Source organism: Halopseudomonas pelagia CL-AP6 (genome assembly GCF_000410875.1).
Taxonomy (GTDB): Bacteria; Pseudomonadota; Gammaproteobacteria; order Pseudomonadales; family Pseudomonadaceae; genus Halopseudomonas; species Halopseudomonas pelagia.
Genome location: NZ_AROI01000016.1, coordinates 268,603 through 295,410, shown reverse-complemented (window position 1 = coordinate 295,410; position 26,808 = coordinate 268,603). Strand labels below are relative to the sequence as shown.

The window sequence follows — 26,808 nt, the reverse complement described above, 5'->3', positions numbered from 1 at the left end:
CCAAAACTCGTTAGCGCCCCGCAAAGCCCCTCCGTACCAAAATACTCTCTTCCAGTGTTGCGATGATCCTTAGTCATGCGGGTCATGCTCTTTCGTTCCTACGGGCTCCGCGTAGCCCCTGCATTGCCCCAGGGTTCGATACTGCGTCATTAAGAGGCATACCACTCTTTATTGTTCATTGGTGGAGCGTAAGCGCAGCTCCGTAGCGCTTACTTAGAACACGCATATTTATTAAGTTATTGTAACCGTTAATAAAAAAAATGATGGCATACCACTTGCTTCGTAGTTTGCAGAGCCCGGTGTAGTACTGGGTGTCTCCCCTTACTCTAAAGGAATCCACATGCCGACTACCTGCAATATCTCAAACTCTACTCCGGTAAAAGAAACTGGCTTCATGCGGCCACTAAAAGGGATTGCGCTGGCGCTGATAACTACGGTGGGTTGCGCGTCTTATAGCTATGCCTTAACGCAGGATGAGATTGAGTCAAGGGGCTATATAACCGTTGCCACAGAGGATGATTACCGGCCTTTCGAGTTCATGGAGAACGGAAAATCAACTGGGTATGACAACGAACTGAAAGTACTGGTAGAAAAGGAAACCGGTCTGGAATTGCGTCAGGAGATTCTGCCCTGGGCCGGTATTCTGCCTGGGGTTACCAGTGGCAAGTTTGATATGGCGCTCTCTGCGGTCATGGTCACCGAGGAGCGCAAGAAGAGCTTTGACTACACCACGCCCACCGCGGCTTCCTCCACCTATTACGGTATGAAGAAAGGCAGTGAGATCAAGGAGCCCAAGGATCTCATCGGCAAGGTGGTAGGTGCCGAAACCGGGAGCGCTTTTCTAGCTGAGCTGAAATCCTTTGACGAAAAACTGAAGGCAGAACACGGCGAGGGTGTTGCCAAGATTGTTGAGTATCACGGCTACCCGGAAGCCTACCAGGACCTCGCATTTGGCCGAATTGACGCGGTAGTTAATACCGACCTGACGCTGCGGGCACTGATCAAGGAGCGTGGCGACCTGTTCGTGCTGGGTCAGGCTATCGGTGAACCAGGTTATAAAGCATGGGCGGTCAAGAAAGGCAATTCTGACGTGTTGGAAGTAGTCAACAACGCGCTGCTCAAGGTCCGTGAAAGCGGCGAAATGTACCGGCTTCAGGAAAAGTGGCTGGGCGACAGCTTCGAAAGTATGCCCCTTGACGTGAACTGATGGCTCTCAGATGACTGCATACGATTACTGGAGCATCGTTCAAGGTTCGTTCGCCACCGTAGGAGTATCCCTTACCGGGATTCTCCTCGGGGTACCGCTTGGTCTGGGTCTGGCGCTGTTGCGCTGGGCCCGGATTCCGGTGGTCAGGCAGGTGTGTTACCTGTATGTCAGTATCGTCCGGTCCTGCCCGGCGGTGACCCTGATCCTTCTTATTTATTTTGGTCTGCCGCAGTTCGGGTTGTCACTCAATCCGCTGGCAGCTGCATTGATTGCACTGTCGATGACCGCAGCGGCATTCAGCTGCGAAATCTGGCGCTCCTCGCTGATCGCCTTTGATCGGCAGCAGTACGATGCTGCGTTGGCATTCGGTATGCCAGCCTGGCTCAGAGTATGGCGCATTGTACTGCCGCAGGCGTGGCAATCGAGCTTGCCCGGCCTGGTGAACGAAATGACCATGTTGATCAAGTCGAGCCCAGCCATTGCCGTGATCGGCATGGTGGAGATCACCCGCGCTGCGCAGCGAGTAGGCGCTCGTACCTATGATCCCTTGCCGCCACTCATGTTTGGCTTGTGTCTCTACCTGGTGATCATCTTCGTGCTGGTCAGGGCGCAGCGTCGTCTTGAGCGCAAGACGCCTGGGCTTGGGGTGCAAGTATGAATCTCAGCGATTTTATTATTGTCTGGCAACAGTACCCTGCTATCTGGTCCGGTTTCGTCAATACCGTGACTCTGCTGCTATTGGCAGGCAGTGCCTCACTGGCATTCGGGATTGTGCTCACGCCCATGCTGATGTCCAAAAGGCCGGTCATTCACCGCAGCATAGGTTTCTATTGTGAGTGCATGCGCTGCGTGCCCTTTCTGCTGCTGGTTTACCTTATCTACTTCGGCCTGCCGTCCTTCGGTATTCAGCTGTCGAACTGGGTCACCGGTTTTATAGCACTGATAATTTATAACTCCGCGTATATGGCGATTATTCTCAAAGCAGCATGGCAAGACATACCGCAGGAGACGATAGAGGCGGGTAAAGCCTTCGGTCTTCACGGCAACAGGCTGCTGAGGCGCATCATTATGCCGTTGATACTGATGCGCGCCACCCCGATGATCGGCAATCAGATGACGCAGATTCTCAAGGACAGTGCCTTCCTGGGCATTATCGCGGTGTCAGAACTGACTGCGGTGATGAACGCCATTCAGGCCACGCACTTCATTCCGTTCGCCAGCTTCCTGTCGGCGGTACTGCTGTACTGGTTGATCTGTCTTGTAATCGAGTTCTTTACCTTGATCTTTACCCGTTATGCCGAGGTGCGCAGAGCATGAAAGACCCTATTGATGTTGCAGAAAATACCGCCGCCAAGGTCCTGCAGGTACAGGGAGTATCAAAATCCTTTGGCAGCAACCAGGTGCTGCGGGATGTTTCGCTGGACCTGAACAAGGGTGAGGTGCTGTGCCTATTGGGTCCGTCAGGCTGCGGAAAGTCGACGCTGTTGCGCTGCATTAACTGGTTGGAAACGCCGGACGCTGGGTCTATCAGACTCAATTCGACGCGCTTTGGTATTCACAAGGGTGGTGCCAAGATGGGCGACTCTGACCTGGCACGCATGCGCGCCAAAATCGGCATGGTGTTCCAGCATTTTGCCCTGTGGCCGCACCTGAGCGTGATTGGCAATATTGTCGAGAGTCCTATCCACGTTCAAAAGCGCAATAAAAAGGAGGTGCACGAGGAGGCGATGGCGTTGCTGGTAAAGGTTGGCTTGCAGGACAAAGCGGATATGTACCCTGCGAGCCTTTCAGGTGGGCAGAAACAACGCGTCGGCATCGCCAGAGCCCTGGCGATGAAGCCGGACATTTTGCTGTTCGACGAGCCTACCAGCGCCCTGGACCCAATGCTGGTAGGCGAGGTGCTGGAGGTCATGCGCGGTCTGGCGGACGAGGGGGCGACCATGGTGGTAGTCACCCATGAAATGGAGTTTGCTCGGCAAGTGGCGAGCCGCATTATCTTCATGAACAGTGGCGAAGTGGTTGAAACGGGGCATCCTGCGCACTTCTTCAGTGCTCCGCAAACCGTCAAGGCGCAGCAGTTTCTGACTCGCTTTCATCAGCGCGGCTAAGATCGCACGCGCTTGCCAGGCTGGATGTTACTTGGTCAGGTCCAGCTTGAACGGCGCGCTACCGATGTCATTGTTGGCTTCAACCAGCCGTATAAGCTGAAGTATGAACAGCGCCCTGTCTTCCTCGGGCAAGGCTTCGACGGTACGCTCGTGGGCCTTCTGTACCTTGGTTTCCAGCTTCTTTAAAAGGTATTGCCCTTTGCGGCTGAGTTTGACCAGCTTCACTCGACGGTCGGCGGTACTCTGTTTGCGTAATAGTAGGCCCTTCTTTTCCAGCCGGGCAATGACCTCAGCAACGCTGGTACGCTCCAGGCCAATCTCGTTGGCCAGGGTGATCTGGTCGGTCTCGCCGATCATGGACAGGGTTGTCAGCAGGCTGTATTGAACGGGGGTCACATCGTGGCCTTGGGTTTCATCAAGGAACAGGCCGCAGTGAATCTGGTGCAGTCTGCGTATCAGAAATCCGGGGCGTCCGAGTAAGGGAGATCGCTGCAGAGCAGCGTCGAATTCGGCTTTGACTTGTTCTTGAGCAAGCTTTTTCATGGGTTCAAGTCGTCATTTATCTTCGAGTGGGTTGCAGGCATCTCAGCAGCAGTGGCGTCATCTATTGCTGAGGTAGGCCGACCAAGAAAGAAAGAGGTATACCTGTTTCTTCGCTCATGATAAAGCATGGCGGGTACGCAATGCCTACTTTTTGAATGATCTTTGTCTGGCATGTGTTGGTTCCGCAGAGTCAGGTCGATAACAATCAAGCAAGCAAGATTGATGCCGTCCGCCTTTGGCGGGTCCAAGCTTGAATTCACCGCCCTGAACCATGCCCAAATAAGAGGCATACCTCGTATATTGCCTCATTGTGTTGCATTTGCTTCGCTCGACAAGGGGTTGCGCTCCATGCCTTTTCTCACTCTTTGCTTACTGTAGTGCCCGTCCCAAGCGCTCTAGGCAATAAAGGAGGTCTACCACTTTATTTGCTCTGTAGGTGGCATGCTAATTGCTCTTTCATATTTACAGATCGAGCGCTGCGAGTCACGCCGGCTCTTGCGCCAATGCGCCAGAGGAGTCTTTGTACTCACTGGCGATCTTCAACTTCAGAAAAGGTGAGTCTCTGATGAATTGCAGAGAAGGTATCAATCAGTCGGAGCGGCCTCTCGAGGACGCTTTGCTCAATGATTGGCATGTGGTAGCAACCTCGGAAGAGGTCGTGCCGGGCAAGCTACTGCCAACCATGCTGTTTGGCCGTGAGCTAGTTGCCTGGCGCGATTCGGCGGGGCAGGCGTATGTATGGGAAGACCTGTGCATTCACCGCGGGGCCCGGCTGTCCAAGGGCTTCATTCAGAGCGACCGCGTAGTATGCCCTTATCATGGCTGGAACTACGACGGCACGGCTCAATGCGTGCTGATGCCGGCTGCGCCGAACGAACCGCCGATGAAGAAAGCCAAGGCCATTCCGCATCACGTCAAGGAGGCCTACGGCTTTATCTGGGCCTGCATGGGTGAGCCTGCCCACGACATACCGGCTTTCCCGGAGTGGGATGACCCCAGCTACAAGAAGGTGGTTTGCGGACCCTACGAATTCAAGTCCGGTTACCGCGCGGTGGAAAATTTCATTGACCCCACGCACTTTCCGTTCGTGCATGCCGGGGTCAACGGCATCATGGATCAGCCAGACCCAATCGGGCCTTATGACGTTTTCGAGAAGGATGGCGGTCTCGCCACCTCGGAAGTGCAGGTGACTCAGCCTTATGGTGACCCGCGTGAAGTGCCGGTCATGGCTTTTTATGCCTACCAGTGTCTGCGGCCGCTGGTCGCCTACTTCAAGAAGCGCGTCATCATTACCGACCCTGAACGCGCCTCTGAAGGTAGCCCGGACGATCGCTTCTGCACCTTTTTGACCGCGCAACAGGTGGATGAAACCCGCAGCATCGTGCGCATCTGCTGCGCCATGAATTTCTCACCGCAGCCCACTGATGCCGATGTGCGCCGCCGTCAGGATTTGGTCTACGCCCAGGATAGCGCCATTGTTAATACCCAGCGCCCCGAGCGGATTCCGGTCGATCTGCGCATGGAATTGCATCATCGCACCGACCTTTTGGGGCAGAAGTACCGCATGTGGTTGCGCAATATGGGTGTGAGCTATGGGACCGTCTGATTCGCAGCGCATGGCGCTGCGGCTGACAGCTATGCGCTACGGCGCCAGGGAGATCCTGCTCTATGAGCTGGAGCCACTGGATGGCAACGCACTGCCGCCGGTCAGTGCCGGAGCGCATCTGGACCTGCATTTGCCAGGCGATCTGATTAGGCAATATTCACTGATTACCTCGCTGTGTGACGCCGAGCGCTATGTCGTCGGGGTCAAGCGTGATGCCGAGGGCCGCGGTGGCTCACGGTGGCTGCATGACCAGGCTCGCGTCGGCCAGACGCTGGAGGTCAGCCTGCCACGTAATCATTTTCCGCTGTCAGTGGCTGAGACGCCGGTGTGCCTGATCGCAGGCGGGATTGGCATTACGCCGATCTATTCGATGTTCAAGGCCCTGCAGCAGACCGGGCGCCCTGTGCAATTGCACTACTGGAGTCGTTCGCCCGAGCACGCATTGTTCCGCCGTGAGCTGGAGACTGCCCCCGGAGTGACCCTGCATTTTGCGCGCGCCAGCGGGCCCCAGTCGGATCTACTTGCATTGCTCGGTAACCTGACCGCCGAGACGGAAATCTACGCCTGCGGTCCGGGCTCAATGCTGGATCAGCTGGATTCAAGCGGGCTGGGCGAGCGTCTGCATGTGGAGCGCTTTGTCTCTGCCGGCCCGGTGCTGGCAGAGGGAGCCTTCAATGTAGTGCTGGCACGCTCTGGCCATGAATATGTTATTCCGCCTGGTGAAACTATTCTCAATGTGCTGCTGGAGGCGGGTGAAGACGTGCTCTATTCCTGTGAGCAGGGAGTCTGCGGCGCCTGTGAAGTCAAGGTGCTGGAGGGGCAGCCAGTACACGGCGACACGGTGTATTCGGCCGAGGAACATACCCGCCGCAGCAGCATGATGATCTGTTGTTCCAGTAGCGCCTCTGCACGCCTGCTACTGGATATTTAATTGAAGCGAAGCCGTAGCTAGTTCCCTGAATTTTGGGATCGCAGAAAGGTTTGTTTGAGCTATATAAGAGGTATACCACTTAGCATGCTCAGCGCCGGCGGTATTCGACTTCTTGAACTGATTAACGCTGGATAGGTAGGAAACTCTTGATGAAAACGACTCTTCTGCATGGCGGCCGGGTAATTGACCCTGCCAATTCCGTAGACGCAATTCAGGACGTACTGGTGCGAGACGGCCGCATCGCCGCGGTAGGTCAATTGCTGGGTTCGCCCTCAGCGGCTGGCGCCGAGCTGGTCAACTGCGCCGGCCGGCTAGTGCTGCCGGGGCTGATCGATACGCATGGGCATGTCTACCAGTATGTAACCGGGCGGTTTGGGCTTAACGCCGATATGTGCGGCGTCTATTCAGGCGTCACTACTCTGGTGGACCAAGGCGGCGCCAGTTGCATCACCTTGCCGGGCTTTCGCAACTATGTGATCAACACATCGCATAGCCGCGTCATCTCGTTTATCTCTGCCTATCTGGTGGGTGGGTTGGAAGGGCACTTCTACCCAGAGCTCTATCGGCCCGAATGTTCTGATGTGGATGCTACGGTGAAGTCGGCATTGGCCAACAATGATGTGGTCAAGGGCATCAAGGCGCACGCCGAGCTGGGAGGCTTTGCGCGCTGGGGCCTGGATGTGATGAAAAAGGCTGCTCGGGTGGGCGAGCAGACCGGCCTGCCGTTGTATATCCATTTTGGTCAGCTGTGGCCGGAGCCCGAATCCGGTGGTCGCCATGTCGACCCGGATAGCATCTTCCCGGCTGTGCTAGATCTGCTCAAACCCGGCGACGTGCTGGCACATCCGTTTAGCCGGCATCCGGGCGGCTTTGTTTCGCTCAATGGTGAGGTGCACCCGTTGGTCCGCGAAGCCCTAGCCCGTGGCTTGAAGGTTGACGTCGGCCACGGCTCGCACTTCAGTTACAAGATGGCCGCCAAGGTGCTTGAAGCGGGCGTGCTCCCAGACACGCTGGGTGCTGACATGCATGGCTACAATACTTCAGTCAAGGCGCCGGCAGGTGTGCCCGAGGAGGACGAGCATCCGGATGAAGAGCATCTTTTCAAAGGGTCCTCGAGATTCAGTCTGGTGTCGGCGATGGTCAGCCTGATGGCGCTAGGGCTCAAGCTGGAGCAGATCATTCCGATGGCCACCAGTAACGCTGCCAAGTTGCTGGGCATGTCTGAAACGCTAGGCTCGCTGGGTGTGGGCCGGGAAGCGGACATCACCGTGCTGTCTGATGAAAGCGGCAAATGGTTGCTGCGTGACAACGAAGGCACCGAGGTGGTTGCCCGGCGTATGTTGCAGCCGCTTTTCTGCCTGCGGGCAGGGCAGCGCTTTGACGCCACGGCAGATATTCTGCCAGTGCCTCATGCACTCTGATGCTGGCTGACAAGGGAGTGACGCTGTGAACAAGGCTGGCCCACAGACAGTTGATAGTAACCAGATTGCGCTGAAGCAGTTGTACGCGGTACGTCCAGCCTGGACCCGCGTGGTCAGCGCCGCACAGGCGGTAGGTCTGGGCTCGCACTGCCTGCTGCATGCCGGCCCGCCATTTGCCGATCGGTCTCAGCCCAGCGCCCCTATCCTTGCGTCCGCCGCGCTGTGTTGCGTGTATGAGGGCTGGGCTGCGGATATTGGTAGCGCGCGCGCAATGATTCTGGATGGCCGGGTAGCGCTGCACCCGGCCCAGGAATATGACGTGGTCACCCCGCTGGCAGCGGTAGTGTCGCCCACAACCTTTCTGGTCGAGATTTCCGACTTGAATACCGACTCCCATTGCTGGTCTCTACTACCTAGCGGCGCGGGTCCGCAGATCCGCTTTGGTACCGCAGATCTGGCGATTCTTGAGCGCCTGCGCTTTCGTGATCAGGAGCTGGCTCGTGCGCTGCAGCCTTGGTTGCAAGGGCGCAGCATCGAGCTTATTGCGCTGGCGCAGGCCGGGTTGCGGGCAGGTGATGATTTGCACGCACAAACCGCTGGTGCTACTGCAGCCTTGCTCCAGCAACTGCTTGAAGGTCAGGCGCCGCAAGTAGTAACGGAAGTAGTTGAAACCGCGCCGCTGTTCTTCCTGACGTTATGGATGGCAGCCTGCCATTTAATGCTAAAAGCCACGGTAGGCGCGGGCGCTCCGTCTTTGGTCATCGGGCTGGCCGGCAACGGCCAAGAGGTGGGCGTGCGTTTATCCGGTGCGCCTGAGAAATGGCTCACGCGTGCGGCCAGGCGGCCAGACGGGCCTCGGTTGAAAGAGCTTGATGCGTTGGCCGCGCCGATGTTGGGTGACAGCGGCGTGATAGATGCTGCTGGTTTTGGCGTGCAGGCCTGGGGGCATGCGCAGGGGGTACGGGAACTGATGCTGCCCTGGTTGCCGGAAGGTTGGGCGTCCGAGTCGGGTTGCATGGTCGGCCAACACCCGGCCTTTACCGAGTTCTCACTACGTACCGGGTTGGACGCTGGATTGGCTCAGCAACAGGCGACACCGCCGATGGTGGCGCTGGCCATGCTTGATAGTACTGCCGAGCACGGTCTGCTGGGCCGCGGTGTCTGCCTGACCGATCCGGCTCTGTACACTCTGCCAGGGCAGGGCCAACCGTCGGTTAATCAGCCAGCGATCCTGGCGGAGGTCAACCGCGCAGTAGATGATTACGAACGCGCCCTGACCGGGAATGATCTGGCAGAGCTAGACCGGCTGTTCTGGAACAGCCCGCATACCCTGCGTTATGGTGCGGGTGAACACCTTTATGGCTATGCCGCAATCGCTGCGTTCCGGCGTGCCCGTGCCGATAGCAGTCAACTGGCGAGGCACATCATCGAGCGCTCAGTCACGACCTTTGGCAATGAGTTTGCCGTGGCCAATATCGTCTTCCAGCGCCCCGGCAACGTCAGGCTCGGCCGCCAGACGCAAAGCTGGGTGTGTATTGAGCGGGAATGGCGCATTGTCGCTGCGCATGTGAGCTGGGCCACATCATGAGTGCATTACTGCAAGCTGAACATCACGGCGCCTTTCTCGTTGAGGGTTTTGGGCTGGCGCCTGAGATGAATGAACCGCCGCTGGGGTCTGCGTTAGCCGGTGTGCGCTTGGCGGTCAAGGATGTATTTCAGGTACAGGGCATGCGTTGTGGCGCGGGAAACCCGAGCTGGTTGGCTGAACAGGCCGTCGCTATTCAGAGCGCATCCGTGGTGCAGTGGTTGCTGGATGCCGGCGCCCAATGGGTCGGCAAGACAGTGACCGATGAGTTGACCTACAGTCTGGCCGGGATCAATGCTCATTACGGCACACCGCGCAACCCGGCTGCAGAGCAGCGTCTGCCGGGCGGCTCGTCGTCTGGCTCGGTGGTGGCGGTCGCAGCGGGTTACGCTGATCTGGCGTTGGGTACTGACTGTGGTGGTTCGATAAGATTGCCCGCCAGCTATTGCGGGGTTTGGGGGGTGCGCCCCAGCCACGGGCGGATTAGCTCGCTAGGCTGCTTCACCCTGGCGCATAGTTTCGATACTGTCGGCTGGTTTGCCGCAGATGCCGATGTACTCGGCCTGGGCCTGGAGCAGTTGTTGCACACACAACTGCCGCTAGCGCCGCCGGCCAATGCCCGTTTAATGGTCTGCGACGATGTGCTCGGCATGCTTGATCAGCCAGTGCGGGAGGCCTTTGAAGACTGGCTTTTGGCTGCAGGCCTGGCGGTAGAACGGCTACCAGCTGGAACGCTGGCGCTGGAGGAATGGGCCGAGGCCTTTCGTGTGCTGCAAGCTGCGGAAATCTGGCAGCAACATGGCTCCTGGGTCCGTGATGTCGGTGCGGTGTTTGGCGCCGATGTCGCCAGCCGATTCCAGCTTGCCGCCACTATTACTCCGGCGCAGGTCGCCCAGGCCACTGCCATACGCACTCAGGTTCAGCCGCGCCTGGCAGCACTGTTGGGCGATGATGGTTATCTGCTGATGCCGCCGGTACCTGGGCCTGCACCCTATCTCGATGCACCGGCAGAGCAGGTGCAGGATACTCGTGCCCGCTCCCAACGTCTGCTGTGCATGGCGGGTCTGGCGGGCTTGCCGCAGGTGGTATTGCCCTGGACCCGGATCGATGGCGCGCCAGTTGGGTTATCGCTGCTCGGGCCGCGCTTTGCAGACGAGCAGGTCATGAGTCTGGCCAGGCATTTACATTTAGCATATCTATCCAGTTGAAACGGAAAACCAAGACTATGGCGTTCGTTCCCAATCCCAGCCGTGGCTCCAAAGCCATGGCCGTAGCACCTCACTCACTGGCCGCGCAGAGTGCCATGGCAGTCATGCGCGAAGGTGGCAATGCCGTGGAGGCGATGATCGCCGCTGCGGCTACCATTGCGGCGGTCTACCCGCATATGAACAGCGTCGGCGGTGACGGCTTCTGGCTGATATCCCGCCCTGGGCACGAGCCAGTCGCGATCGACGGCTGCGGTGCATCGGCAATGGGCATCACGCTGGAAGACTACCGTCAGCAAGGCTTGAGTAGTATTCCGTTTCGCGGCGGTTTGGCTGCCAATACCGTGGCCGGCACGCTATCTGGCTGGCAACTGGCGCAGCAGTGGTCGCAAAGTGAACTCAGTGGCCGCTTGCCGCTGGCCCGCTTGCTTGGCGATGCCATTGACTATGCGCGTGGCGGTATTTCGGTAACGCGCAGCCAGAGCCTGTGCACTGCCGCCAAGCGCGAAGAGCTGCAGGATCTCGCAGGTTTTGCCGATACCTTCCTGCCCAACGATGGCGTACCCCAGGCTGGCGCGCGTTTCACCCAGCCGCGGCTGGCCGATACCCTGGAGCAATTGGCCCACAGCGGCATTGATGATTTCTACCGGGGTGATCTTGCCCGGACCTTGGCAACTGAGCTGACCGCGGCTGGTAGTCCGCTGCGGTTGGTCGATTTGGAGCGCCATCAGGCGCAGCTGCGCAAGCCTCTGGTGATGCAGCACTCGCTGGGGCAGGTATACAACTTTCCGCCACCGACCCAGGGGCTGGTGTCGCTGATGATTCTGGGCCAACTGGATCATCTGCTGAAAACCGATATGGACCCGCTGGGCGCGCCCTTTGTGCATGCCTGCGTGGAGGCTACCAAGCAGGCTTTTGCTGTGCGTGATCGGGAGATTACCGATCCGGCCTACATGTCGATTGATCCGCAGAGCCTGCTGGAGTCCGAGGTGCTGGCGGCCATGGCGGGCAATATCGACGAGCAACGGGCAGCGCCCTGGGGCAAAGGCATGGGCCCGGCGGATACCATCTGGATGGGTGTGGTCGATGAAGGGGGCGTCGCCGTCAGCTTTATCCAGAGCATCTACCATGAATTTGGCAGCGGCATCGTGCTGCCCGGCAGCGGCGTGAACTGGCAGAATCGCGGTTGCAGCTTCTCCCTCGATCCCAACGCACGCAATCCCTTTACCCCTGGCCGCAAGCCTTTCCACACACTGAATCCGGCTATGGCGCAGTTTGCCGATGGCCGCACGCTGGTGTACGGCAATATGGGTGGCGATGGCCAGCCCCAGTCGCAAAGTGCGGTGTTCAGCCGCATCGCCACCTTCGGCATGAATCCGCTGGCAGCGATTGATGCGCCGCGCTGGCTGCTGGGCCGCACATGGGGTAATTCGAGCGAAACCCTGAAGCTGGAATCACGCTTCCCTTCCGCAACAATCGAAGCACTCAAGGCCATGGGGCACGATGTCGAAGTGCTTGATGGCTATGACGAAAGTATGGGGCATGCCGGTGCTATTCTGCGTCACCCCTCCGGGTTGCTGGAAGGTGGGCATGATCCGCGTAGTGATGGGGCTGTGGCGGGCTGGTGATGAGCAACTGAAAGCTAGCCGTCGGGTTCGGTCTCCGTGCCATGACTGAATTGTCGACGGCTAATCCCATAAGCAGAACACCGGCTCAAGGCCGGTGTTTCTGTTTTATCAGAACGGGAACTCACGCTTACCGGTCTGAATGGTGACCCATTTTACTTCAGTCATTTCTTCCATCGAGGCACGTCCGCCTTCACGTCCAAAGCCGCTGTCGCCGGTGCCGCCGAAGGTGATGTGCGGCTCGTCAGAGATGGTCGTATCGTTAATGTGAATCATGCCGGCGCTCGACAGCTCAGAAAAGGCCATGGCTTTTTGCAGGTCGTTGGTGACGATGGCCGATGACAGGCCGTAGTGGGTGTCGTTGGCCAGTTCCACAGCGTGCTCGAAGTCGCGTGCCGGGTAGATGGAGGTCACCGGGCCGAAGGATTCCTCGGCATAGATGCGCATCTCGGCTGTGACGTCGGCGAGGACGGTGGGCTGGAAGTAGCTGCCTTCGTAGGTGCCGCCGCACAGCAGCCGGGCGCCCTTGTCGGTCGCCTCACGGATCTGTTCGGCAATGAACACACACTGCTGCGGACGAATCAGGGGGCCGACCACGGTATCCGGGTTGCGCGGATCGCCGACGACCACGGTCCTGGCCTTGGCCACGAAGGCCAGGCAGAAACGTTCGTAGAGACCCTGCTCGACAATGATCCGCGAGTTGGCCATGCACACCTGACCCTGATGGTAGAAGATACCGAAGGCAGCGGCGTCCACGGCGTAGTCCAGATCGGCATCGTCGAGCACTACCAGCGGGCTCTTGCCGCCCAGTTCCAGTGTGAGCTTCTTCATGTGTTTGCCGCATTCGGCGGCCAGTAGCTTGCCGACGCGTTCGGAGCCGGTAAAGGTGATCATGCGCACGCGCGGGTCGGCGACCAGACGCTTGCCGACGTTGTCGGCCGAGCCTGGCACCACATTGAATACGCCCTTGGGCAGCCCTGCCGCTTGGAAAATATCGGCCAAGACCAGGCCGGTCAGCGGAGCAAATTCGGAAGGTTTCAGAATGAAGGTGTTGCCGGAGGCCAGCGCAAAGGCGACCTTTTTCATCGACAACAGCAGCGGCGAGTTGAACGGAGCGATCCCGGCTATCACACCCAGCGGCTGGCGAATGGTCATGCCGATCTGACCGGGAGAGCAGGTCGGGAAGGTTTCACCGTGGGCCTGACGGGTCCAGGCGGCTGCTGCGCGCAGGCAGTCGATGGCATAGCCGACTTCCCAGGGTGCCTTGAGCAGAGTTGAGCCGGTTTCCTCGATGATGATGTCGCGGATTTCATTGGCACGCTCGGCAATGATCTCCGCCGCCTTGAGCAGAATGGCCTCGCGTTCGCTGACGATCAGCTTGCGCCAGCTGAGACGAGCGGCGTAGGCAGCGGCAATGGCATCGTCTACATCTTCGGCACTGGCCTGAGCGACCATCGCGCAGATCTTGCCGGTAGCTGGGTTGAGGTTGTTGTCGACTTCACCGGTGCTGCCTTCGCGCCATTCTCCGTTAATGTAGAACGGTCGAATAGCCGTTTCAGCCTTGGGTACTTCTGCGACGTTGTGCATGGCATGGGGCCTCATAGACGGGTGGATTGATGGGTCCTTCTATTACGATAAGCAGGAAACGTACCACTCCAAGAACCCCTGTTTGCCTAGGATAGATAGCATTTAATTGTTCATATATGGGGCATGCCCCATATTTTTGCGCGTTAACTGGGCGCTATCTGGGCGTTACCCGGCAGGAAGGGCGACGGATTGGCCATCGAGTGCGCTTGAGGGCGCATCAGTGTAGCGGTTGATGCTCTTCTGGCATGTGATTTGCTCCCTTTAGCCCATGCTGCCGGGCGCGCTGTGATGCTCCGGTCGCTTTTGCCAACGGGAGGTAGCATGGCTATGCAGAACGGGCAGGTGTATGACTTTATTGTCTGCGGGAGCGGCGCGTCGGGCGGTGTGGTGGCCAGTCAGTTGGCAGCGGATCCGCACGTCAGGGTGCTGCTGATTGAAGCGGGTGGCGATGAGCGCGTATCTCAGGTGAGTGATTCGCGGGTCTGGATGCAGAACATCGGCAGTGAACGTGACTGGCAGTTTCGTTCCGAGCGCTGCGCTGCGCTGAACGGACGTACGCCACCCCTGCCGATGGGCAGGGTGCTCGGTGGTGGCAGCAGTGTCAACGGTCTGATCTGGGCACGCGGCCATCGCAATGACTTTGATCACTGGGCCAGAGTGGCTGATGATCCGGGTTGGCGTTATGCGTCCGTGCTTGAGGTCTACAAGCGCATTGAGCGCTGGGATGGCCCTGCTGATGAAAAGCGCCGCGGCAGCGCCGGGCCCTTTTATGTAACCCAGCCGAAAGACCCCAACCCGGTGGCACTGGCGCTACGTGAGGCGGCCGATGCTCTGGGCATTCGTGCGGTCGAGGATCTTAACGGTGAAGCCATGGAAGGGCCGGGTGCCGGCGGTATTCCCAACGTGCCTGTGCAGGGTGGCAGTGAGCGCGTGTCGGTGGCCACAGCCTATATACGTCCACGTATGCGTCAGCCTAACCTGACGGTCATGTTCAATGCCTGTGTCGAGCAGGTCTTGCTTGAGGGGCGACGCGCAACCGGGGTGCGTCTGCGCCAGCAGGGCCAGGTATTCGATGTCGCTGCGCGGCATGAGGTTGTGCTGTCGCTGGGGGCGATCAATACGCCCAAGGTACTGATGCTGTCCGGCATTGGCGATGCTGTTTTGCTTTCGAAGCAGGGCATCGAGGTGGTTCAGCATCTGCCCGGCGTTGGGCGCAATTTTCAGGATCACATTTTGGTTGCGGGCTGCTGCTGGGAGTATCCAGAGCCGCAAGCGCCACGCAACAACTCGGCCGAATTCACCTTCTTTGCCAAGAGCGATCCTGCTCTGCTGACGCCCGATTTGCAGCCGGTGCTAGAAGAATGTGCCTTTGGCAGCGAGATCACCGGCCCGCAATACCGCTTGCCGGTTGATCCCAGTCTGGCCTGGACGCTGGCGCCCGGTCTGGTACGGCCACACAGCCGCGGTCAGGTTCTGCTAACGGGTAATCGCTTCAGTGACCCGGTGCGTGTCGAAGCCAACTTTCTTAGCGACGAGCGCGATGTGACCGCTTTGCTCAAGGGGATTGCCATATGCCGCGAGATTGGCAACTCCGCGCCACTCAAACCTTTTGTGAAACGCGAACTGATGCCGGGGCCGCTACCGCCAGCAGACATGCTCAATTTTCTCCGCAATGCTGCGGGCACCTACTTTCATCAGGCCTGTACGGCGAAAATGGGTACCGACGAATTGTCAGTAGTAGATGGTCGTCTGCGGGTTTACGGCATTCAAGGGCTGCGCGTTGCCGATGGCTCGATCATGCCGGAGATCAGTACCGGTAACACCATGGCGCCCTGCGTAATGATTGGCCAGCGTGCCGCCGATATGATTCTCGTCGATCATCAAATGAGCTGACCTGCCAGGCACGGCCTGTAGTTGTTTGGCCGGATTAACGATGCATTCCCTGCTTAGCGTGATGCTCGTGCTAGCACTGCTTCGGTGCATTAGGTGGTATACCGCATTTTTTTGGGCTGAAAATATAGGTGGTAGCCCACTCATATTTTCTATTTTGGTATAGGTGTTTTTATAAGTTGATGAAAATATGGGAAATAAAATAACTGGTATCTTTCTTGCTCTGCCTTTATCGCTGCTTTTAAAACGCGTCCTGTTTCCGTGATAGTGCTAGAGGCTGATCGATGAAAGAAGTCAGGCTTGAGAATGTGACCAAGTCCTACGATGGTGTGAGCCTGGCCATTCCAGGTATCAGCCTGGTCTGCGTCCGTGGCGAGATGCTGGCTCTGCTGGGGCCTTCGGGTTGTGGCAAGTCGACCACGCTGAAGATGATTGCGGGTATCGAGTCGATCAGCGACGGCGCGATCTTTTTTGATGATACCGACGTGTCTGACCTGGACACTGCCAGCCGCAACGTGGCCATGGTATTTGAAGACTATGCGCTTTATCCGCACTTAACGGTGTTCGACAATATCGCCTTTCCGCTGTCCATCCGAGGCAAGCCAAAGGCGGAGATTAGCGAGCGGGTTGAGCGGCTGCTGAAGCTGCTCGGGTTGCGCGACATCAGCGGCGAAAAGGTTCAGCAGCTCAGTGGCGGTGCGCAGCAGCGCGTGTCCATTGGCCGGGCACTGGTGCGTGAGCCGGATCTGATCATGTTCGATGAACCGTTGAGCCATCTGGACAGTGATCAGAAGGTCCAGTTGCGCACTGAGATCAAGCGCTTGCAGCAGACCTCGAAACTGACCTCAGTGCTGGTGACCCACGACCAGAATGAAGCCATTTCCATGGCCGATCGTATTGCGGTGATGGACAAGGGTGTTCTACAACAGGTTGATACACCCAGCGCCATCTACAATCAGCCAGCCAATATCTTTGTCGCCAGTTTTATTGGCGAGCCACCGATGAATATGCTCGAGGGCACCTATGCTGGTGCCGAGAGTCAGCCGCGCATCCGCTTCGCGGCGCAGTGCGACTTTACCGCTGCTGAGCAGGTATGGTCCCAGCTTGACCAGCGCGGCGATGGCGCTGCGCTGGTCATCGGTATCCGCCCCGAGGATGTGCAGGTCAACCCTGCACAGGCTACGCCAGGCCGGGCCGCGCCAGGCCGCGCCACCTTGCTGCTCTCCGGTCGTGTCTACGCGCACGAGCCAGGCGGCGATTCTGATGTCGTGACCGTCGACACACCTATAGGGCGCATTGTTGCCGAGGCCCCGGCGCCGCTGTTGCTGGCCGCCGGTGACAGCGTCGAGCTGGGCCTGGAGCCCACGCATTTCCACTATTTCTGCAAAGTCACGGGTCGCAACCTGCTGCTGGAGACAGCATGAAAGCCAATAGCTTATCCATGGTATCCGGGCAGCGTGGCGAGCCGCTGCGGCTGAAGGCCGTCAGCAAGCGCTTCGGCGAAGTTCAGGCGCTGTCCGAGGTGTCGTTCAGTGCCGAACCGGGCGAGGTGATTGCCCTTTGTGGTCCGTCTGGGGCAGGCAAGTCGACACTGGGTCGGCTGATCAGCGGTCTGGACGTGCCCGACAGTGGCAGTATCCACCTGGGCGACAGGGTATTTTCGGAGCTTGCTGCGCAACAGCGCCGGGTCGCGCACATGTTCGAGTCGCTGGCGCTGTATCCCACGCTGGATGTATTCAGCAATGTCGCGTCACCATTGCGTGCGCCGTCACACCGGGGTTTGTTCAGCAGTGCCGAGATCAATTCACAGGTGCAGGCCATCCTGGCGATGATGGATATCGCACACCTGAGCAAGCGCCGGCCCTCGGAGCTGTCCGGCGGTCAGCGTCAGCGCGTGGCGTTGTGCCGGACGCTGGTACAGAGCCCCAGTCTGTTCATTCTCGATGAGCCAATCGGCCACCTTGATGCCAAATTGCGCCACCGTCTGCGCGGTGAAATCAATCGCCGTCAGCGTGCGCTGGATCAGGTCACCCTGTGGCTGACGCCCGACACCCTGGAAGGCATGGCGGTGGCGGATCGGGTGATCATGCTGATTGGCGGCAAGGTCCAGCAGATTGGCACCCCGCGTGACGTTTACGCTGCTCCTGCCAGTACCAGCATCGCCCGCCTGCTGGGCGACCCGGCGATGAACTTGATCGATATCTGGCTCAAACAGGAGGCGGATGGCCTGAAGGTGCTCTGCAATGGCGAACGCTTGCAGGTAAGTGAATCCTTCCTCGCACGGCTCAAGGCCACCGGTCAGTTACGCCTGACCCTGGGTTTCCCACCGCTGCATACCCGTTTGGACGAACCGGCTGCTGCGGCCGGGTTGCGAGGCGACATTTATACGGTTGAGCCCTTCGGCAAGTACACGCTGGTGACCGTCGAGGTCAACGGTGCGCAGGTAAAGGCCAAGCTGCCGGCCGGGTTCCAGATCAACGTGGGCAGTGGTGTGCAGATCGGCATTCCGGTCGAGCATGTGCTGCTGTTCGACCATCAAAGCGGACTGCTTATCGATGAAGCCGCAGTCCCTTTGCATAACAAGAAAGTATCCGAGCCCAATACCCTTCACAGCGAGGCATGAACGTAATGACTATGCACAAAGCCAAGAGCAAATCGATGTTGGCCGGGGTGATCGCCGCTGCGGCCGCCTTCTGTTATGGCGCACCTCTGCATGCCCAGGAATGGAGTTATGCGCAAGCAGCCAAACCCTATGCCGGAACCACCATCCGGGTGCTGGACGAGATCACTCCGTTACAGGAAACCATGCGCACTCTTGTGCCTGAATTCACGGAAGAAACCGGTATCAAGGTGGAATACGAATTGCTTAGCCATGGTGACGTGATCAACCGGGGCCAGGCCGATCTGTTTTCCGGTCGCGGCCATTATGACGCGATCATGTTGCACGGCCTGCAATTGGGGCCGCTATTGGCCGCCAAGGTACTTCAACCGATTGACCAGCTGCAGGAAAATGCTGCTTTGACCAATCCGGATCTGGGTCTGGATGACCTTATCGAGCCGGCCAACGAGTCGCTGGTCAATCATGCCGGCGAGCAGTACGGCTTTCTCACCTGGAATTACAACCAGATCTACTGGGCCCGCGCCGATCTATTGAGCCACCCGGATGAACAGGCTGCTTTTGAAAAAGGTTACGGCTATCCGCTGGCGCCCGCTGAAACCATGCAACAGATGCGCGACATTGCTGAGTTTTTTACCCGCAAATCGGGTGAGACCCTGGCTGGAGAAACGCTCAAAAATGATTTCTACGGCATAGTGCTTGAGGGCATTCCCGGGGGCACTACCTTCACCACCGTGTGGGAAGTGTTTATGAACAACTGGGGCGGCGGTGTGTTTGATGCTGCTGGCAAGCCGAATCTGGATACGCCGGAAAACATCGCCGCGCTAGAGTTCTGGGCTGACTTGTGGAAGTTTGCGCCGCCCGGCCAGGCAGAGTATTCGCTGATCGACGTGCCTACGGTAATGGGTAACGGTATAGCCGCGCAGTCGATAGCCTTCAGCGACTTCGTGCTGGGTGTCGATCGCCCCGGTGGTGGAGCCTACGCAGGCAAGTTCGTGTATGGCGGTATCCCGATCAACACGGCTAATCCAGAAGCGCGCAGCGCCGGCGGAGAACCCTCGTTGATGGCGCTGAGCAGTCACAGTGAGAAACAGGAGGCCGCCTATCTGTTCATGCAGTGGATGGTCGACAAGGATACCCAGGCCCGGTTGCTGGAAGCGGGTGGTGGTGGGGTGCCGATTCGGCGTTCTTCGTTCGATCTGGATGTGATGCGTGAGGCGGGCCGGCAGTCGCTGTACAAGGCCATGGCGGCCTCATTGCAGTATGTCCAGGCCAAGCCGAAAGCACCAGGCTTCTTCGAGATCGACAACACCATGGGACCGCTGGTACAGCAGGTTGGCATCGGTCAGCTGACGGCCGCAGAAGCGCTCAAGGATGGTCAGCGCAAAGTGCTGTCCATCTGCAGTGACTGTCTGCTGAGCGAGTGACGGGGCAACCATGAGACCATTGGAAAGCCGATGGTACCCGTACGCACTACTGGCACCGGCGTTTCTGGTGCTGGTAGTGGTCAGCCTGGTACCTTTTCTGTTCGCCATGTATCTGAGCTTTCATCAGATTAACTACGGGCGTGTGGGTGATTTCGCCGGCTGGAGCAACTACAGCCGGTTGATGGACAACGAGCGCACCTGGAACAGCCTGTGGGTGGCAACCAAGTTCATTCTGATCGCTTTTCCGCTGCAGTTCATTCTCGGCCTTGGCGGTGCTCTGCTGCTGAACAAGCGGGTCTGGGGCCGCAGCGTTATTCTGCCGTTGCTGTTCATTCCGACCATGATGGCGCCGATTGTTGTTGGCCTGGTGTGGAAGGTCATGTTTGCCGGCTCCTGGGGCTTGTTGTCTTACAACATCGTCGAGCGTTTCGGTTTTCTGCAGGGCACCTCGGTGTTCTCCTCTCCGGATTACGCGCTGCTGGCACTGGCGCTGGTGGACGTCTGGCAGTGGACGCCGTTCATGATGCTGGCCTTCTTTGCCGGGTTGCAGGCACTGCCGGTCAGCCCCTATCGGGCGGCGGCTGTGGATGGTGCCACGCCGATGCAGATGTTCTTCCGTCTGACTCTGCCATTGATGGCGCCGCTGATGGTGGTGATCGGCATGCTGCGCTTTATCGATGCGTTCAAGGTCTTCGACACTATCTACACGCTGACTGCTGGCGGCCCGGGGACCTCGACCGAAGTGCCGAGCCTGCTGGCCTACCGGATGAGCTTCGAGCAATGGCGTATCGGTGAGTCGGCGGCCTTTGCGGTGCTGGTCTGGATCGGCTTCTTCGTACTCTGCTCGCTGTTCTACCACGTCGCCAAGAAAAAACTGAACGCCTTCTAGGAGCTACCGCGATGAATCAACCTGCAACCCATGCACCGGCCGTCGCCAAGGGGCCCATCAAGCGCATATCCCGGCAGGAGCGGGTGTCGGTGTTCTGGACCCTGCTGCTGATCGTGATTGCCTTTATCGTGCTATTCCCGGTGCTCTGGGTCGGCAGTTTCATGTTTCGCCCGGATTCGGCCATGTTCGCTCGGCCAACCGAGTGGTTGTTCGAGCCAACGCTGGAGCATTTTCGCTATGTGATCGACAACGGCTTCATCGGCTATCTCGGCACCTCTTTTGCTCTGGCCTCGATCAGCACGCTGCTGGTAGTGGTGCTCGGCACGCCAGCGGCCTATGCCTTTGCCCGTTTCAAACTGCGCTTTCGCGATGATCTGTTCCTGTTCGTGCTGGCAACGCGGATGGCCCCGCCGATCTGCATGGTGATTCCGTTCTACATGATTTTCTCCAACATAGGCCTGATCGATACCTATTTCGGGCTGACGCTGGCCTACCTGACCTTCAATCTGTCGTTCTATATCTGGGTCATGAGCAGCTTCTGCAAGGATTTGCCGGTAGCACTGGAAGAGGTGGCGATTCTCGAGGGGCACAACCGCTTTGCCGTGTTCCTGCGTGTGGTATTGCCGCTACTGCGTTCAGCCATTGTTGCAACAGGCATGCTGTGCTTCATCTTCGCCTGGAACGAGTTCATGTTCGCCTTCATGCTCGGTGGCCAGCAGGTCAAGACCCTGCCGGTCGCGGTGCCGGAGCTGATCACCACTCAGGGCGTACGCTGGGGGCCGATGGCGATTGTCGGCACGTTGTCACTGGTGCCAGTAATGCTCGCGGTGTTCCTGCTGCAGAAACATATCGTCCGCGGCCTGACCATGGGCGCAGTCAAGGGCTAGCCATGTGATCCCAGCCTCCAGAATATTGGCGGCTGGGATTTCCGCATAGCGTTCAAACAGGCGGACCTATTTCTCAACTTCCCGTTTTGATCCGCGTCCAGGTTCGCGTACGTACACGCTCTGCTGCCATAGGCAGCGGTTCCAAGGTGAACAGTTGTGCCTGGACCTCCTTGGGAGGATAGGCGCCTGGATTGCTGCGCAGCTTCTCGTTGACCAGTGGCGTGGCGGCCTCGTTGGGGTTGGCATAGCCGACGTCGTTACTAATGAATGCCGCTACCTCCGGCTCCAGAATGTAGTTGATAAACGCATGAGCCTGGGCCGTGTGCGGGGCATCTGCCGGGATCGCCATCAGGTCGAACCAGACCTGGGCGCCTTCCTTGGGGATTCGGTACTCAAGATTGACGCCGTTGCCGGCTTCTTCCGCGCGGGAGGCGGCCTGCAGGATACTGCCGGACCAGGCCACCGCCACACAGATTTCGCCGTTCGCGAGATCGTTAAGAAAGCGTGATGAGTGAAAGTAGCGCACGTGGGGTTGCACCTTGAGCATCAACTCTTCGGCGGCTGCGTAGTCTTCAGGGTCGGTGCTGTTCGGGTTGCGCCCCAGATAGTGCAATGCGCCTGGCAGTATCTCACTGGGCGAGTCGAGAAACGCGACGCCGCACTGCGCGAGCTTCTCCATGTTTTCTGGATCGAAGACCAGCGACCAGGAATCGACCGGCGCATCCGGCCCCAGCACCTCACGCACCTTGTCGACGTTAAACCCGATGCCATTGGTGCCCCACATATACGGCACCGCGTACTCATTACCCGGGTCGGCATTTTCCAGTGCGCGCATCAGATCGCTGTTCAGGTTGGAAAGATTTGGCAGCAGGCTTTTGTCCAGTTTCTGGAAAGCCCCGGCCTGACGTTGCTTGGCCAGAAAGCTGTCACTCGGCACCACCACATCGTAGCCCGAGCGGCCGGACATCAGCCGGGCTTCCAGCGCCTCGTTTGAATCGAAGGTGTCCAGTGATGGCGTGATGCCGGTGGCTTCCTTAAAGCCGTCGAGCGTGGCCTGCGGCGTGTAATCGAACCAGTTATAGATTCTGACCTCATCGGCCAGGGCGTGAGTGTGGATCAGGGACAACGAACCAACCCATCCAAGGGCAACTACGAGTGGCTTGAGCTTCATGCGCAGATCTCCATTTTCATCGTTAACGTAGGGCGTCGAAGGCGGTGAGAACATTGACCGCATTAATGCCGATCTCCTCAACGGCGTAGCCGCCTTCCATCACAAACAGGGTAGGGAGCCCCAGCAGGGCAAGTTGCTCGCCCAGACGCAGATAGTCATCGCTATCCAGCTTGAAGCTCGAAATCGGGTCATCCTTGAAGGTATCCACACCAAGCGAGATGATCAGCATGTCTGGCTGATAGCCAGCAATAATGCGCATGGCGTCGCTTAAGGCCAGTGACCAGGTCGCCCAGTGGCTGCCGGGGGGTAGCGGATAGTTGAAGTTGAAACCCAGCCCGGCGCCTTCACCGCGCTCGTCGGCATAGCCGGTAAAACAGGGGTACTCGCGGCGTGGGTCGCCATGCAGTGAGGTGAAGAGCACATCGGGGCGTTGGTAGAAGATGTCCTGCGTGCCATTGCCGTGGTGGAAATCCACATCCAGCACGGCCACCCGGCTTGCGCCCGCATCAAGCGCGGCTTGAGCGGCAATCGCGGCGTTATTCAAATAACAGTAGCCGCCCATATAGTCGATGCCGGCATGGTGGCCTGGCGGCCGGCACAACGCAAAGGCGGCTTTATCGCCCCTGGCGATACAGGCCTGCGCCGAGAGGGCAACCTGGGCACTGTAATAGGCCGCCTGCCAGGTGCCGGCCGTCATCGGCGCGCCAGCATCAAAACTGTAAAAGCCAAGCTGGCCGTCGATATCTTCCGGGCAGCGCGACAGGGTGCGCCGGGGCGGCCACGCCAGCGGCAACATATCGTGCTCCCGGCCCAAGGATGCCCAGCGCTCCCAGGCTTGGGAGAGAAATTCCACGTAGGGTTCGCAGTGAGCTCGAGTGAGCGGTGCCAGGCCAAAATCATCCGGCTCCAGTATCTGCCCCAGATTGGTGTGTTTTACCCGATCCAGCACCATGTCGGCGCGGGAGGGCATTTCAAAGCTGGGCATCAGGTGCCCATCGTTCAGCTCCGCTTTGCTGTGGTGCAGTCGATGGGTCTCGCTGTAAAAAGTACGCATGGAATCGCTCGCCTGTTAAAGATGTTGAACCACATGGATTTATCTTCGGCCTGGCTAGCGCTCTGCGAAATGATGCAAGGGGACAAAAAAGGGATCGAAACGGACACAGCTATACGGCGCAGCTTTCTGCCGGATATTGCGCCTGTCGCCAGGACCGCGGCGATAGGCCGGTCCAACGTATAAATGCATGGCGGAAACTCGCGGTTTCACTAAAACCGAGCTGCTCGGCAATGCTGGAAATAGGCACACCAGAATCGGCTAGCAGCGCTCTCGCCCGTTGGCAGCGCAGGTCGTCCAGAATTTGTTGGTAACCTCGCCCGGTCTGGTTGAGATGCCGGCGCAAAGTCCTGGGGGTGCAATGGAACCGATTTGCCAGTTGCTCCAGCGAAGGCGGCGAATCCAGGTTCTGCTGGAGCCGGGCAATGATCTGCGCCGCCAAGGCAGAACCTGGCGGCGTAAACCTGGCCTCAATCAAGCGGCACTGCGCCAATGCATCTTGGTGCGTGACCGGGTCGGCCAGGGGCAGGGGAGTGGCTAGCCAATGTTGGGCGAAGATCAAACTGCTGGAGGGTTGCTCAGGGATGACCGGGCAGTGGCCGAAGAATTCAGAGAACCGACCCGAATGCGCCGGCAATGGCGAACTCAAGTGCACCGCCTCAAGCGGTAGCGGGCGGCCCAGCACATCATCCAGCATGGCCTTGATCGAAGAAAAACACAGCTCCAGATTGAATGCGTGCAGCTCAAGGCATTGGTGATAGTGACTGGCTGTCAGCGCTACCCTTGAATGACCTATAGGTTCAATGGATAGCCGAAAATAGCTACCCAACATATTCGGATGGCTGAGCATTACCTCAGTCGCCTGCTCCAGCGTCGCGCTGGACAACATGGCGTAGCCAAGCTGGCCATAAGCCGATATACGCATACGCTGACCCAGCCGCAGCGCCGTCAGCGGCGAGTTTGTTAGTCGCGCGGCATTGGCGAAAACGCGCTGCTCCTGATGTGGAGTAATCAGCCGCACGGGATGTTCAAGATCGTCAACCGACAAGCCAGTGCCGTTGAGTAACGGCTCGACAGGTAAAGCCTGTTCGCCAAAGCACTGGGCGATTAGGCAGGTGCTTTGCAAGCTGATAAAGCGATGGTCCGCTGGTTGGCAAGCGATAGCGTTATCCATGATCAGCATTGTTCGATTCCGGGGCTGGTATGGTTTAGACAAGCACAATCGGTGCCACGTGGCTAGAGTGAGTGGCTGCGTTGACTGCTAGGGTACTCACTTATACACTCGGCCGGTTTCCATTCACATTCGAGGGTTAGTCCGATGCGCCATTGATGCCGCCGTCAACCAGACGGCCAGTCTCCTTCTACGCCCCCATCAGCAGGGGGAGTGCTTGGCATCTTTGGAATTACGTATGACGACGCCTTATCTGGCGCTGGAAAGCGTCTCTTGTGTTTTGCCGGATGGCAGAACGCTTTTCTCAGACCTTACGGAACACTTCGATCAGCGCCATACCGGCTTGGTGGGCCGTAATGGCGTGGGCAAAAGCCTACTGGCGCGGATGCTGGCTGGGCAGCTGCAGCCGTCCAGTGGCCGCTGCGTGCGTTTCGGTAAGGTCTATTATCTGGCTCAGCATGTGGTGCATCCGGATGGCGCGACTGTCGCCAGCCTGGCAGGGGCGCAGCCGGCGCTGGATGCGCTGGAGCGTATCGAGGCCGGTAGTACTGCAGTCGATGATTTCGATGCCGTAGGTGATGCCTGGGATATTCGCGCCAGGCTGCAGTATGAGCTGCAACGGCATTATCTGGGCTATCTGGATATCCGCCAGCCGGTCGCCACGCTGAGTGGCGGGGAGGCCATGCGCGTGGCCCTGATCGGCGCGATGTTGTCGGAGGCGGATTTTCTGATTCTCGATGAGCCGACTAATCACCTGGACGGCGGCAATCGGCGGGCGTTGATTGAGCAGCTACGGCAGTGGTCGGCGGGATTGCTGGTGGTAAGCCATGACCGCGCCCTACTGGAGACCATGACGCGCATTGTCGAACTGTCTGCCCTGGGGTTGTCCAGCTATGGCGGTAACTACTCCTGCTATGTGCAGTGCAAAGCCACAGAGCGGCAAGCGGCTGTCCGTTTGCTGGAGCAGCGCAAGCTTGAACGCAAACGCGAAGAGCAGGGTATGCGCGAGCAGCGCGAACGGCAGGAGCACAGGCAGGCGCGGGGCAACCGTCAAGGAAAGCAAGCCAATCAGGCCAGGATTCTGCTGGATCGTCAGAAACAGCGCAGCGAGGCGTCAGCCGGCAAGCTGCGCCAGCTACAGGCGGCGGGGCGAGAGGCGCTTGATCAGTCGGTAAGGCAGGCCTACGACCAGGTTGAGCAGGAAGCATTGGTTACCCTGCATGCCGTGGCTGCGGTGCGGGCTGTGCAGCGCTGCGTTGCTGAACTGGATCGGGCGGTGCTGCCCTTTGTGACAGCGGCGACCCGTTGCATCAGCCTGAGGCTGGATGGGCAGCAGCGATTGGGCATCATTGGGCCAAATGGCTGCGGCAAGTCGACCTTACTCAAGCTATTGGCTGGTCAGCTACAGCCGCTGGACGGTAGTTGCACTATGAGGGTGGAATCTGCCTATCTGGACCAGCAACTGGAATGCCTGGAGCCGACACAAAGCATACTTGAGCAACTGCTGGCGGTGAACCGCAGTGCGGGGGAGGGCGTGCTGCGTATGCGTCTGGCTCAGCTCGGGCTGGATGCACAGAAGATAGTGGTGCCCAGTGGGTTGCTCAGCGGCGGTGAGCGCCTGAAAGCGGCATTGGCCTGCGTGCTTTACGCCGAGAAGCCGCCCGGCTTGCTGCTACTGGATGAGCCGACCAATCACCTGGATCTGCCCTCACTGCAGGCACTGGAAGAGATGTTGCGCAGCTACCCGGGAGCGTTGGTGGTGGTGTCGCATGACGAGGTATTTATGGAACAACTGGGGCTGACCAGTCAGTTGATAGCGACCGATCAGGGATGGGAGTTCGAGCCTTGGTAGCAGCGGCCAAATTTGCCGCCACTATCGGTCCGACT

The 26,808-nt window shown here is 58.6% G+C and carries 22 protein-coding genes; 17 read left to right on the top strand and 5 right to left on the bottom strand.

Annotated features, from left to right (window positions below; genetic code table 11):
* Positions 1–394 precede the first annotated feature (394 nt).
* From K787_RS0114250 to K787_RS0114235, 4 genes are read left to right on the top strand one after another with little or no spacing between them, the layout of a single operon-like run.
* Complete coding sequence (locus tag K787_RS0114250) at positions 395–1,207, top strand: transporter substrate-binding domain-containing protein (protein ID WP_040641038.1); 813 nt, start codon at positions 395–397, stop codon at positions 1,205–1,207.
* Between the two features lie 10 nt (positions 1,208–1,217).
* A complete protein-coding gene (locus K787_RS0114245; protein WP_022963478.1) occupies positions 1,218–1,865 on the top strand; it encodes an amino acid ABC transporter permease in 648 nt (215 codons plus the stop codon).
* Positions 1,862–2,524, top strand: coding sequence for an amino acid ABC transporter permease (locus K787_RS0114240; protein ID WP_022963477.1), 663 nt, complete (start codon positions 1,862–1,864; stop codon positions 2,522–2,524). The genes K787_RS0114245 and K787_RS0114240 overlap by 4 nt, the downstream gene beginning before the upstream one ends.
* A complete protein-coding gene (locus K787_RS0114235) occupies positions 2,521–3,315 on the top strand; it encodes an amino acid ABC transporter ATP-binding protein (protein ID WP_022963476.1) in 795 nt (264 codons plus the stop codon). Before K787_RS0114240 ends, K787_RS0114235 begins: the two co-directional genes overlap by 4 nt.
* Before the next feature lie 27 nt (positions 3,316–3,342).
* Here the strand turns inward: K787_RS0114235 and K787_RS23245 are convergent, their stop codons facing one another.
* Positions 3,343–3,858, bottom strand: coding sequence for a MarR family winged helix-turn-helix transcriptional regulator (locus K787_RS23245; protein ID WP_022963475.1), 516 nt, complete (start codon positions 3,856–3,858; stop codon positions 3,343–3,345).
* Positions 3,859–4,423: 565 nt separating this feature from the next.
* Here K787_RS23245 and K787_RS0114225 point away from each other — a divergent pair.
* The 6 genes from K787_RS0114225 to K787_RS0114200 all read left to right on the top strand — a co-directional run bounded on the left by K787_RS0114225 (position 4,424) and on the right by K787_RS0114200 (position 12,234).
* Positions 4,424–5,464, top strand: coding sequence for a Rieske 2Fe-2S domain-containing protein (locus K787_RS0114225; protein ID WP_022963474.1), 1,041 nt, complete (start codon positions 4,424–4,426; stop codon positions 5,462–5,464).
* A complete protein-coding gene (locus K787_RS0114220; protein ID WP_022963473.1) occupies positions 5,451–6,395 on the top strand; it encodes a PDR/VanB family oxidoreductase in 945 nt (314 codons plus the stop codon). Before K787_RS0114225 ends, K787_RS0114220 begins: the two co-directional genes overlap by 14 nt.
* Positions 6,396–6,544: 149 nt before the next feature.
* Positions 6,545–7,816: an amidohydrolase/deacetylase family metallohydrolase gene (locus K787_RS0114215; RefSeq protein WP_022963472.1), complete on the top strand. Its 1,272-nt coding sequence runs from the start codon at positions 6,545–6,547 to the stop codon at positions 7,814–7,816.
* 25 nt (positions 7,817–7,841) lie between these two features.
* A complete protein-coding gene (gene hpxZ / locus K787_RS23240; RefSeq protein WP_022963471.1) occupies positions 7,842–9,404 on the top strand; it encodes an oxalurate catabolism protein HpxZ in 1,563 nt (520 codons plus the stop codon).
* Positions 9,401–10,609 carry an amidase gene (locus K787_RS0114205; RefSeq protein WP_022963470.1) on the top strand — a complete coding sequence of 403 codons (1,209 nt, stop codon included), beginning with the start codon at positions 9,401–9,403 and terminating at the stop codon, positions 10,607–10,609. Before hpxZ ends, K787_RS0114205 begins: the two co-directional genes overlap by 4 nt.
* A 17-nt stretch (positions 10,610–10,626) precedes the next feature.
* Entirely contained in the window at positions 10,627–12,234 is a 1,608-nt protein-coding gene (locus tag K787_RS0114200; protein ID WP_022963469.1) for a gamma-glutamyltransferase family protein, read from the top strand.
* Between the two features lie 108 nt (positions 12,235–12,342).
* Here the strand turns inward: K787_RS0114200 and K787_RS0114195 are convergent, their stop codons facing one another.
* The gene (locus K787_RS0114195) at positions 12,343–13,818 is read right to left on the bottom strand and encodes an aldehyde dehydrogenase family protein (protein WP_022963468.1); all 1,476 of its coding nucleotides are present in this window, start codon (positions 13,816–13,818) and stop codon (positions 12,343–12,345) included.
* Positions 13,819–14,139: 321 nt separating this feature from the next.
* Here K787_RS0114195 and K787_RS23235 point away from each other — a divergent pair, with 321 nt between their 5' ends.
* The 6 genes from K787_RS23235 (at position 14,140) to K787_RS0114165 (ending at position 21,528) form a co-directional block, all read left to right on the top strand.
* Positions 14,140–15,711, top strand: a complete 1,572-nt coding sequence (locus K787_RS23235; RefSeq protein ID WP_022963467.1) for a GMC family oxidoreductase — start codon at positions 14,140–14,142, stop codon at positions 15,709–15,711.
* A 281-nt stretch (positions 15,712–15,992) separates the two neighbouring features.
* On the top strand, positions 15,993–17,132 hold the full coding sequence (locus tag K787_RS0114185) for an ABC transporter ATP-binding protein (RefSeq protein ID WP_022963466.1): 1,140 nt from the start codon (positions 15,993–15,995) through the stop codon (positions 17,130–17,132).
* Complete coding sequence (locus tag K787_RS23230) at positions 17,129–18,331, top strand: ABC transporter ATP-binding protein (protein ID WP_022963465.1); 1,203 nt, start codon at positions 17,129–17,131, stop codon at positions 18,329–18,331. The genes K787_RS0114185 and K787_RS23230 overlap by 4 nt, the downstream gene beginning before the upstream one ends.
* A gap of 5 nt (positions 18,332–18,336) precedes the next feature.
* Complete coding sequence (locus K787_RS0114175; RefSeq protein ID WP_201765110.1) at positions 18,337–19,752, top strand: extracellular solute-binding protein; 1,416 nt, start codon at positions 18,337–18,339, stop codon at positions 19,750–19,752.
* Between the two features lie 10 nt (positions 19,753–19,762).
* Positions 19,763–20,641 carry a carbohydrate ABC transporter permease gene (locus K787_RS0114170; protein ID WP_022963463.1) on the top strand — a complete coding sequence of 293 codons (879 nt, stop codon included), beginning with the start codon at positions 19,763–19,765 and terminating at the stop codon, positions 20,639–20,641.
* Between the two features lie 11 nt (positions 20,642–20,652).
* Positions 20,653–21,528 (top strand): carbohydrate ABC transporter permease, encoded by an 876-nt coding sequence (locus K787_RS0114165; protein WP_022963462.1) that lies wholly within the window; start codon positions 20,653–20,655, stop codon positions 21,526–21,528.
* Positions 21,529–21,601: 73 nt separating this feature from the next.
* Here K787_RS0114165 and K787_RS0114160 read toward each other — a convergent pair whose 3' ends face one another.
* The 3 genes from K787_RS0114160 to K787_RS23225 all read right to left on the bottom strand — a co-directional run bounded on the left by K787_RS0114160 (position 21,602) and on the right by K787_RS23225 (position 24,933).
* Positions 21,602–22,699: a polyamine ABC transporter substrate-binding protein gene (locus tag K787_RS0114160; protein ID WP_022963461.1), complete on the bottom strand. Its 1,098-nt coding sequence runs from the start codon at positions 22,697–22,699 to the stop codon at positions 21,602–21,604.
* A gap of 22 nt (positions 22,700–22,721) precedes the next feature.
* Positions 22,722–23,753 (bottom strand): histone deacetylase family protein, encoded by a 1,032-nt coding sequence (locus tag K787_RS0114155; protein ID WP_022963460.1) that lies wholly within the window; start codon positions 23,751–23,753, stop codon positions 22,722–22,724.
* A 109-nt stretch (positions 23,754–23,862) separates the two neighbouring features.
* Positions 23,863–24,933: an AraC family transcriptional regulator gene (locus tag K787_RS23225; RefSeq protein ID WP_022963459.1), complete on the bottom strand. Its 1,071-nt coding sequence runs from the start codon at positions 24,931–24,933 to the stop codon at positions 23,863–23,865.
* Between the two features lie 226 nt (positions 24,934–25,159).
* Between K787_RS23225 and K787_RS0114145 the strand changes: the two genes are divergently transcribed.
* Positions 25,160–26,773 carry an ABC-F family ATP-binding cassette domain-containing protein gene (locus K787_RS0114145; RefSeq protein ID WP_022963458.1) on the top strand — a complete coding sequence of 538 codons (1,614 nt, stop codon included), beginning with the start codon at positions 25,160–25,162 and terminating at the stop codon, positions 26,771–26,773.
* Positions 26,774–26,808 lie beyond the last annotated feature (35 nt).

What these genes read in the sequence shown, in the direction of transcription:
- K787_RS0114245 (WP_022963478.1), top strand. Translation starts at nt 1,218, where the DNA reads ATGACTGCATACGATTACTGGAGCATCGTTCAAGGTTCGTTCGCCACC.
- K787_RS0114235 (WP_022963476.1), top strand. Translation starts at nt 2,521, where the DNA reads ATGAAAGACCCTATTGATGTTGCAGAAAATACCGCCGCCAAGGTCCTG.
- K787_RS0114225 (WP_022963474.1), top strand. Translation starts at nt 4,424, where the DNA reads ATGAATTGCAGAGAAGGTATCAATCAGTCGGAGCGGCCTCTCGAGGAC.
- K787_RS0114215 (WP_022963472.1), top strand. Translation starts at nt 6,545, where the DNA reads ATGAAAACGACTCTTCTGCATGGCGGCCGGGTAATTGACCCTGCCAAT.
- K787_RS0114145 (WP_022963458.1), top strand. Translation starts at nt 25,160, where the DNA reads ATGACGACGCCTTATCTGGCGCTGGAAAGCGTCTCTTGTGTTTTGCCG.
- K787_RS0114185 (WP_022963466.1), top strand. Translation starts at nt 15,993, where the DNA reads ATGAAAGAAGTCAGGCTTGAGAATGTGACCAAGTCCTACGATGGTGTG.
- K787_RS0114175 (WP_201765110.1), top strand. Translation starts at nt 18,337, where the DNA reads ATGACTATGCACAAAGCCAAGAGCAAATCGATGTTGGCCGGGGTGATC.
- K787_RS0114195 (WP_022963468.1), bottom strand. Translation starts at nt 13,818, where the DNA reads ATGCACAACGTCGCAGAAGTACCCAAGGCTGAAACGGCTATTCGACCG.
- K787_RS23230 (WP_022963465.1), top strand. Translation starts at nt 17,129, where the DNA reads ATGAAAGCCAATAGCTTATCCATGGTATCCGGGCAGCGTGGCGAGCCG.
- K787_RS0114170 (WP_022963463.1), top strand. Translation starts at nt 19,763, where the DNA reads ATGAGACCATTGGAAAGCCGATGGTACCCGTACGCACTACTGGCACCG.
- K787_RS23245 (WP_022963475.1), bottom strand. Translation starts at nt 3,858, where the DNA reads ATGAAAAAGCTTGCTCAAGAACAAGTCAAAGCCGAATTCGACGCTGCT.
- K787_RS23225 (WP_022963459.1), bottom strand. Translation starts at nt 24,933, where the DNA reads ATGCTGATCATGGATAACGCTATCGCTTGCCAACCAGCGGACCATCGC.
- K787_RS0114250 (WP_040641038.1), top strand. Translation starts at nt 395, where the DNA reads ATGCGGCCACTAAAAGGGATTGCGCTGGCGCTGATAACTACGGTGGGT.
- K787_RS0114200 (WP_022963469.1), top strand. Translation starts at nt 10,627, where the DNA reads ATGGCGTTCGTTCCCAATCCCAGCCGTGGCTCCAAAGCCATGGCCGTA.
- K787_RS0114220 (WP_022963473.1), top strand. Translation starts at nt 5,451, where the DNA reads ATGGGACCGTCTGATTCGCAGCGCATGGCGCTGCGGCTGACAGCTATG.
- K787_RS0114240 (WP_022963477.1), top strand. Translation starts at nt 1,862, where the DNA reads ATGAATCTCAGCGATTTTATTATTGTCTGGCAACAGTACCCTGCTATC.
- K787_RS0114160 (WP_022963461.1), bottom strand. Translation starts at nt 22,699, where the DNA reads ATGAAGCTCAAGCCACTCGTAGTTGCCCTTGGATGGGTTGGTTCGTTG.
- K787_RS0114205 (WP_022963470.1), top strand. Translation starts at nt 9,401, where the DNA reads ATGAGTGCATTACTGCAAGCTGAACATCACGGCGCCTTTCTCGTTGAG.
- K787_RS23235 (WP_022963467.1), top strand. Translation starts at nt 14,140, where the DNA reads ATGGCTATGCAGAACGGGCAGGTGTATGACTTTATTGTCTGCGGGAGC.
- K787_RS0114155 (WP_022963460.1), bottom strand. Translation starts at nt 23,753, where the DNA reads ATGCGTACTTTTTACAGCGAGACCCATCGACTGCACCACAGCAAAGCG.
- K787_RS0114165 (WP_022963462.1), top strand. Translation starts at nt 20,653, where the DNA reads ATGAATCAACCTGCAACCCATGCACCGGCCGTCGCCAAGGGGCCCATC.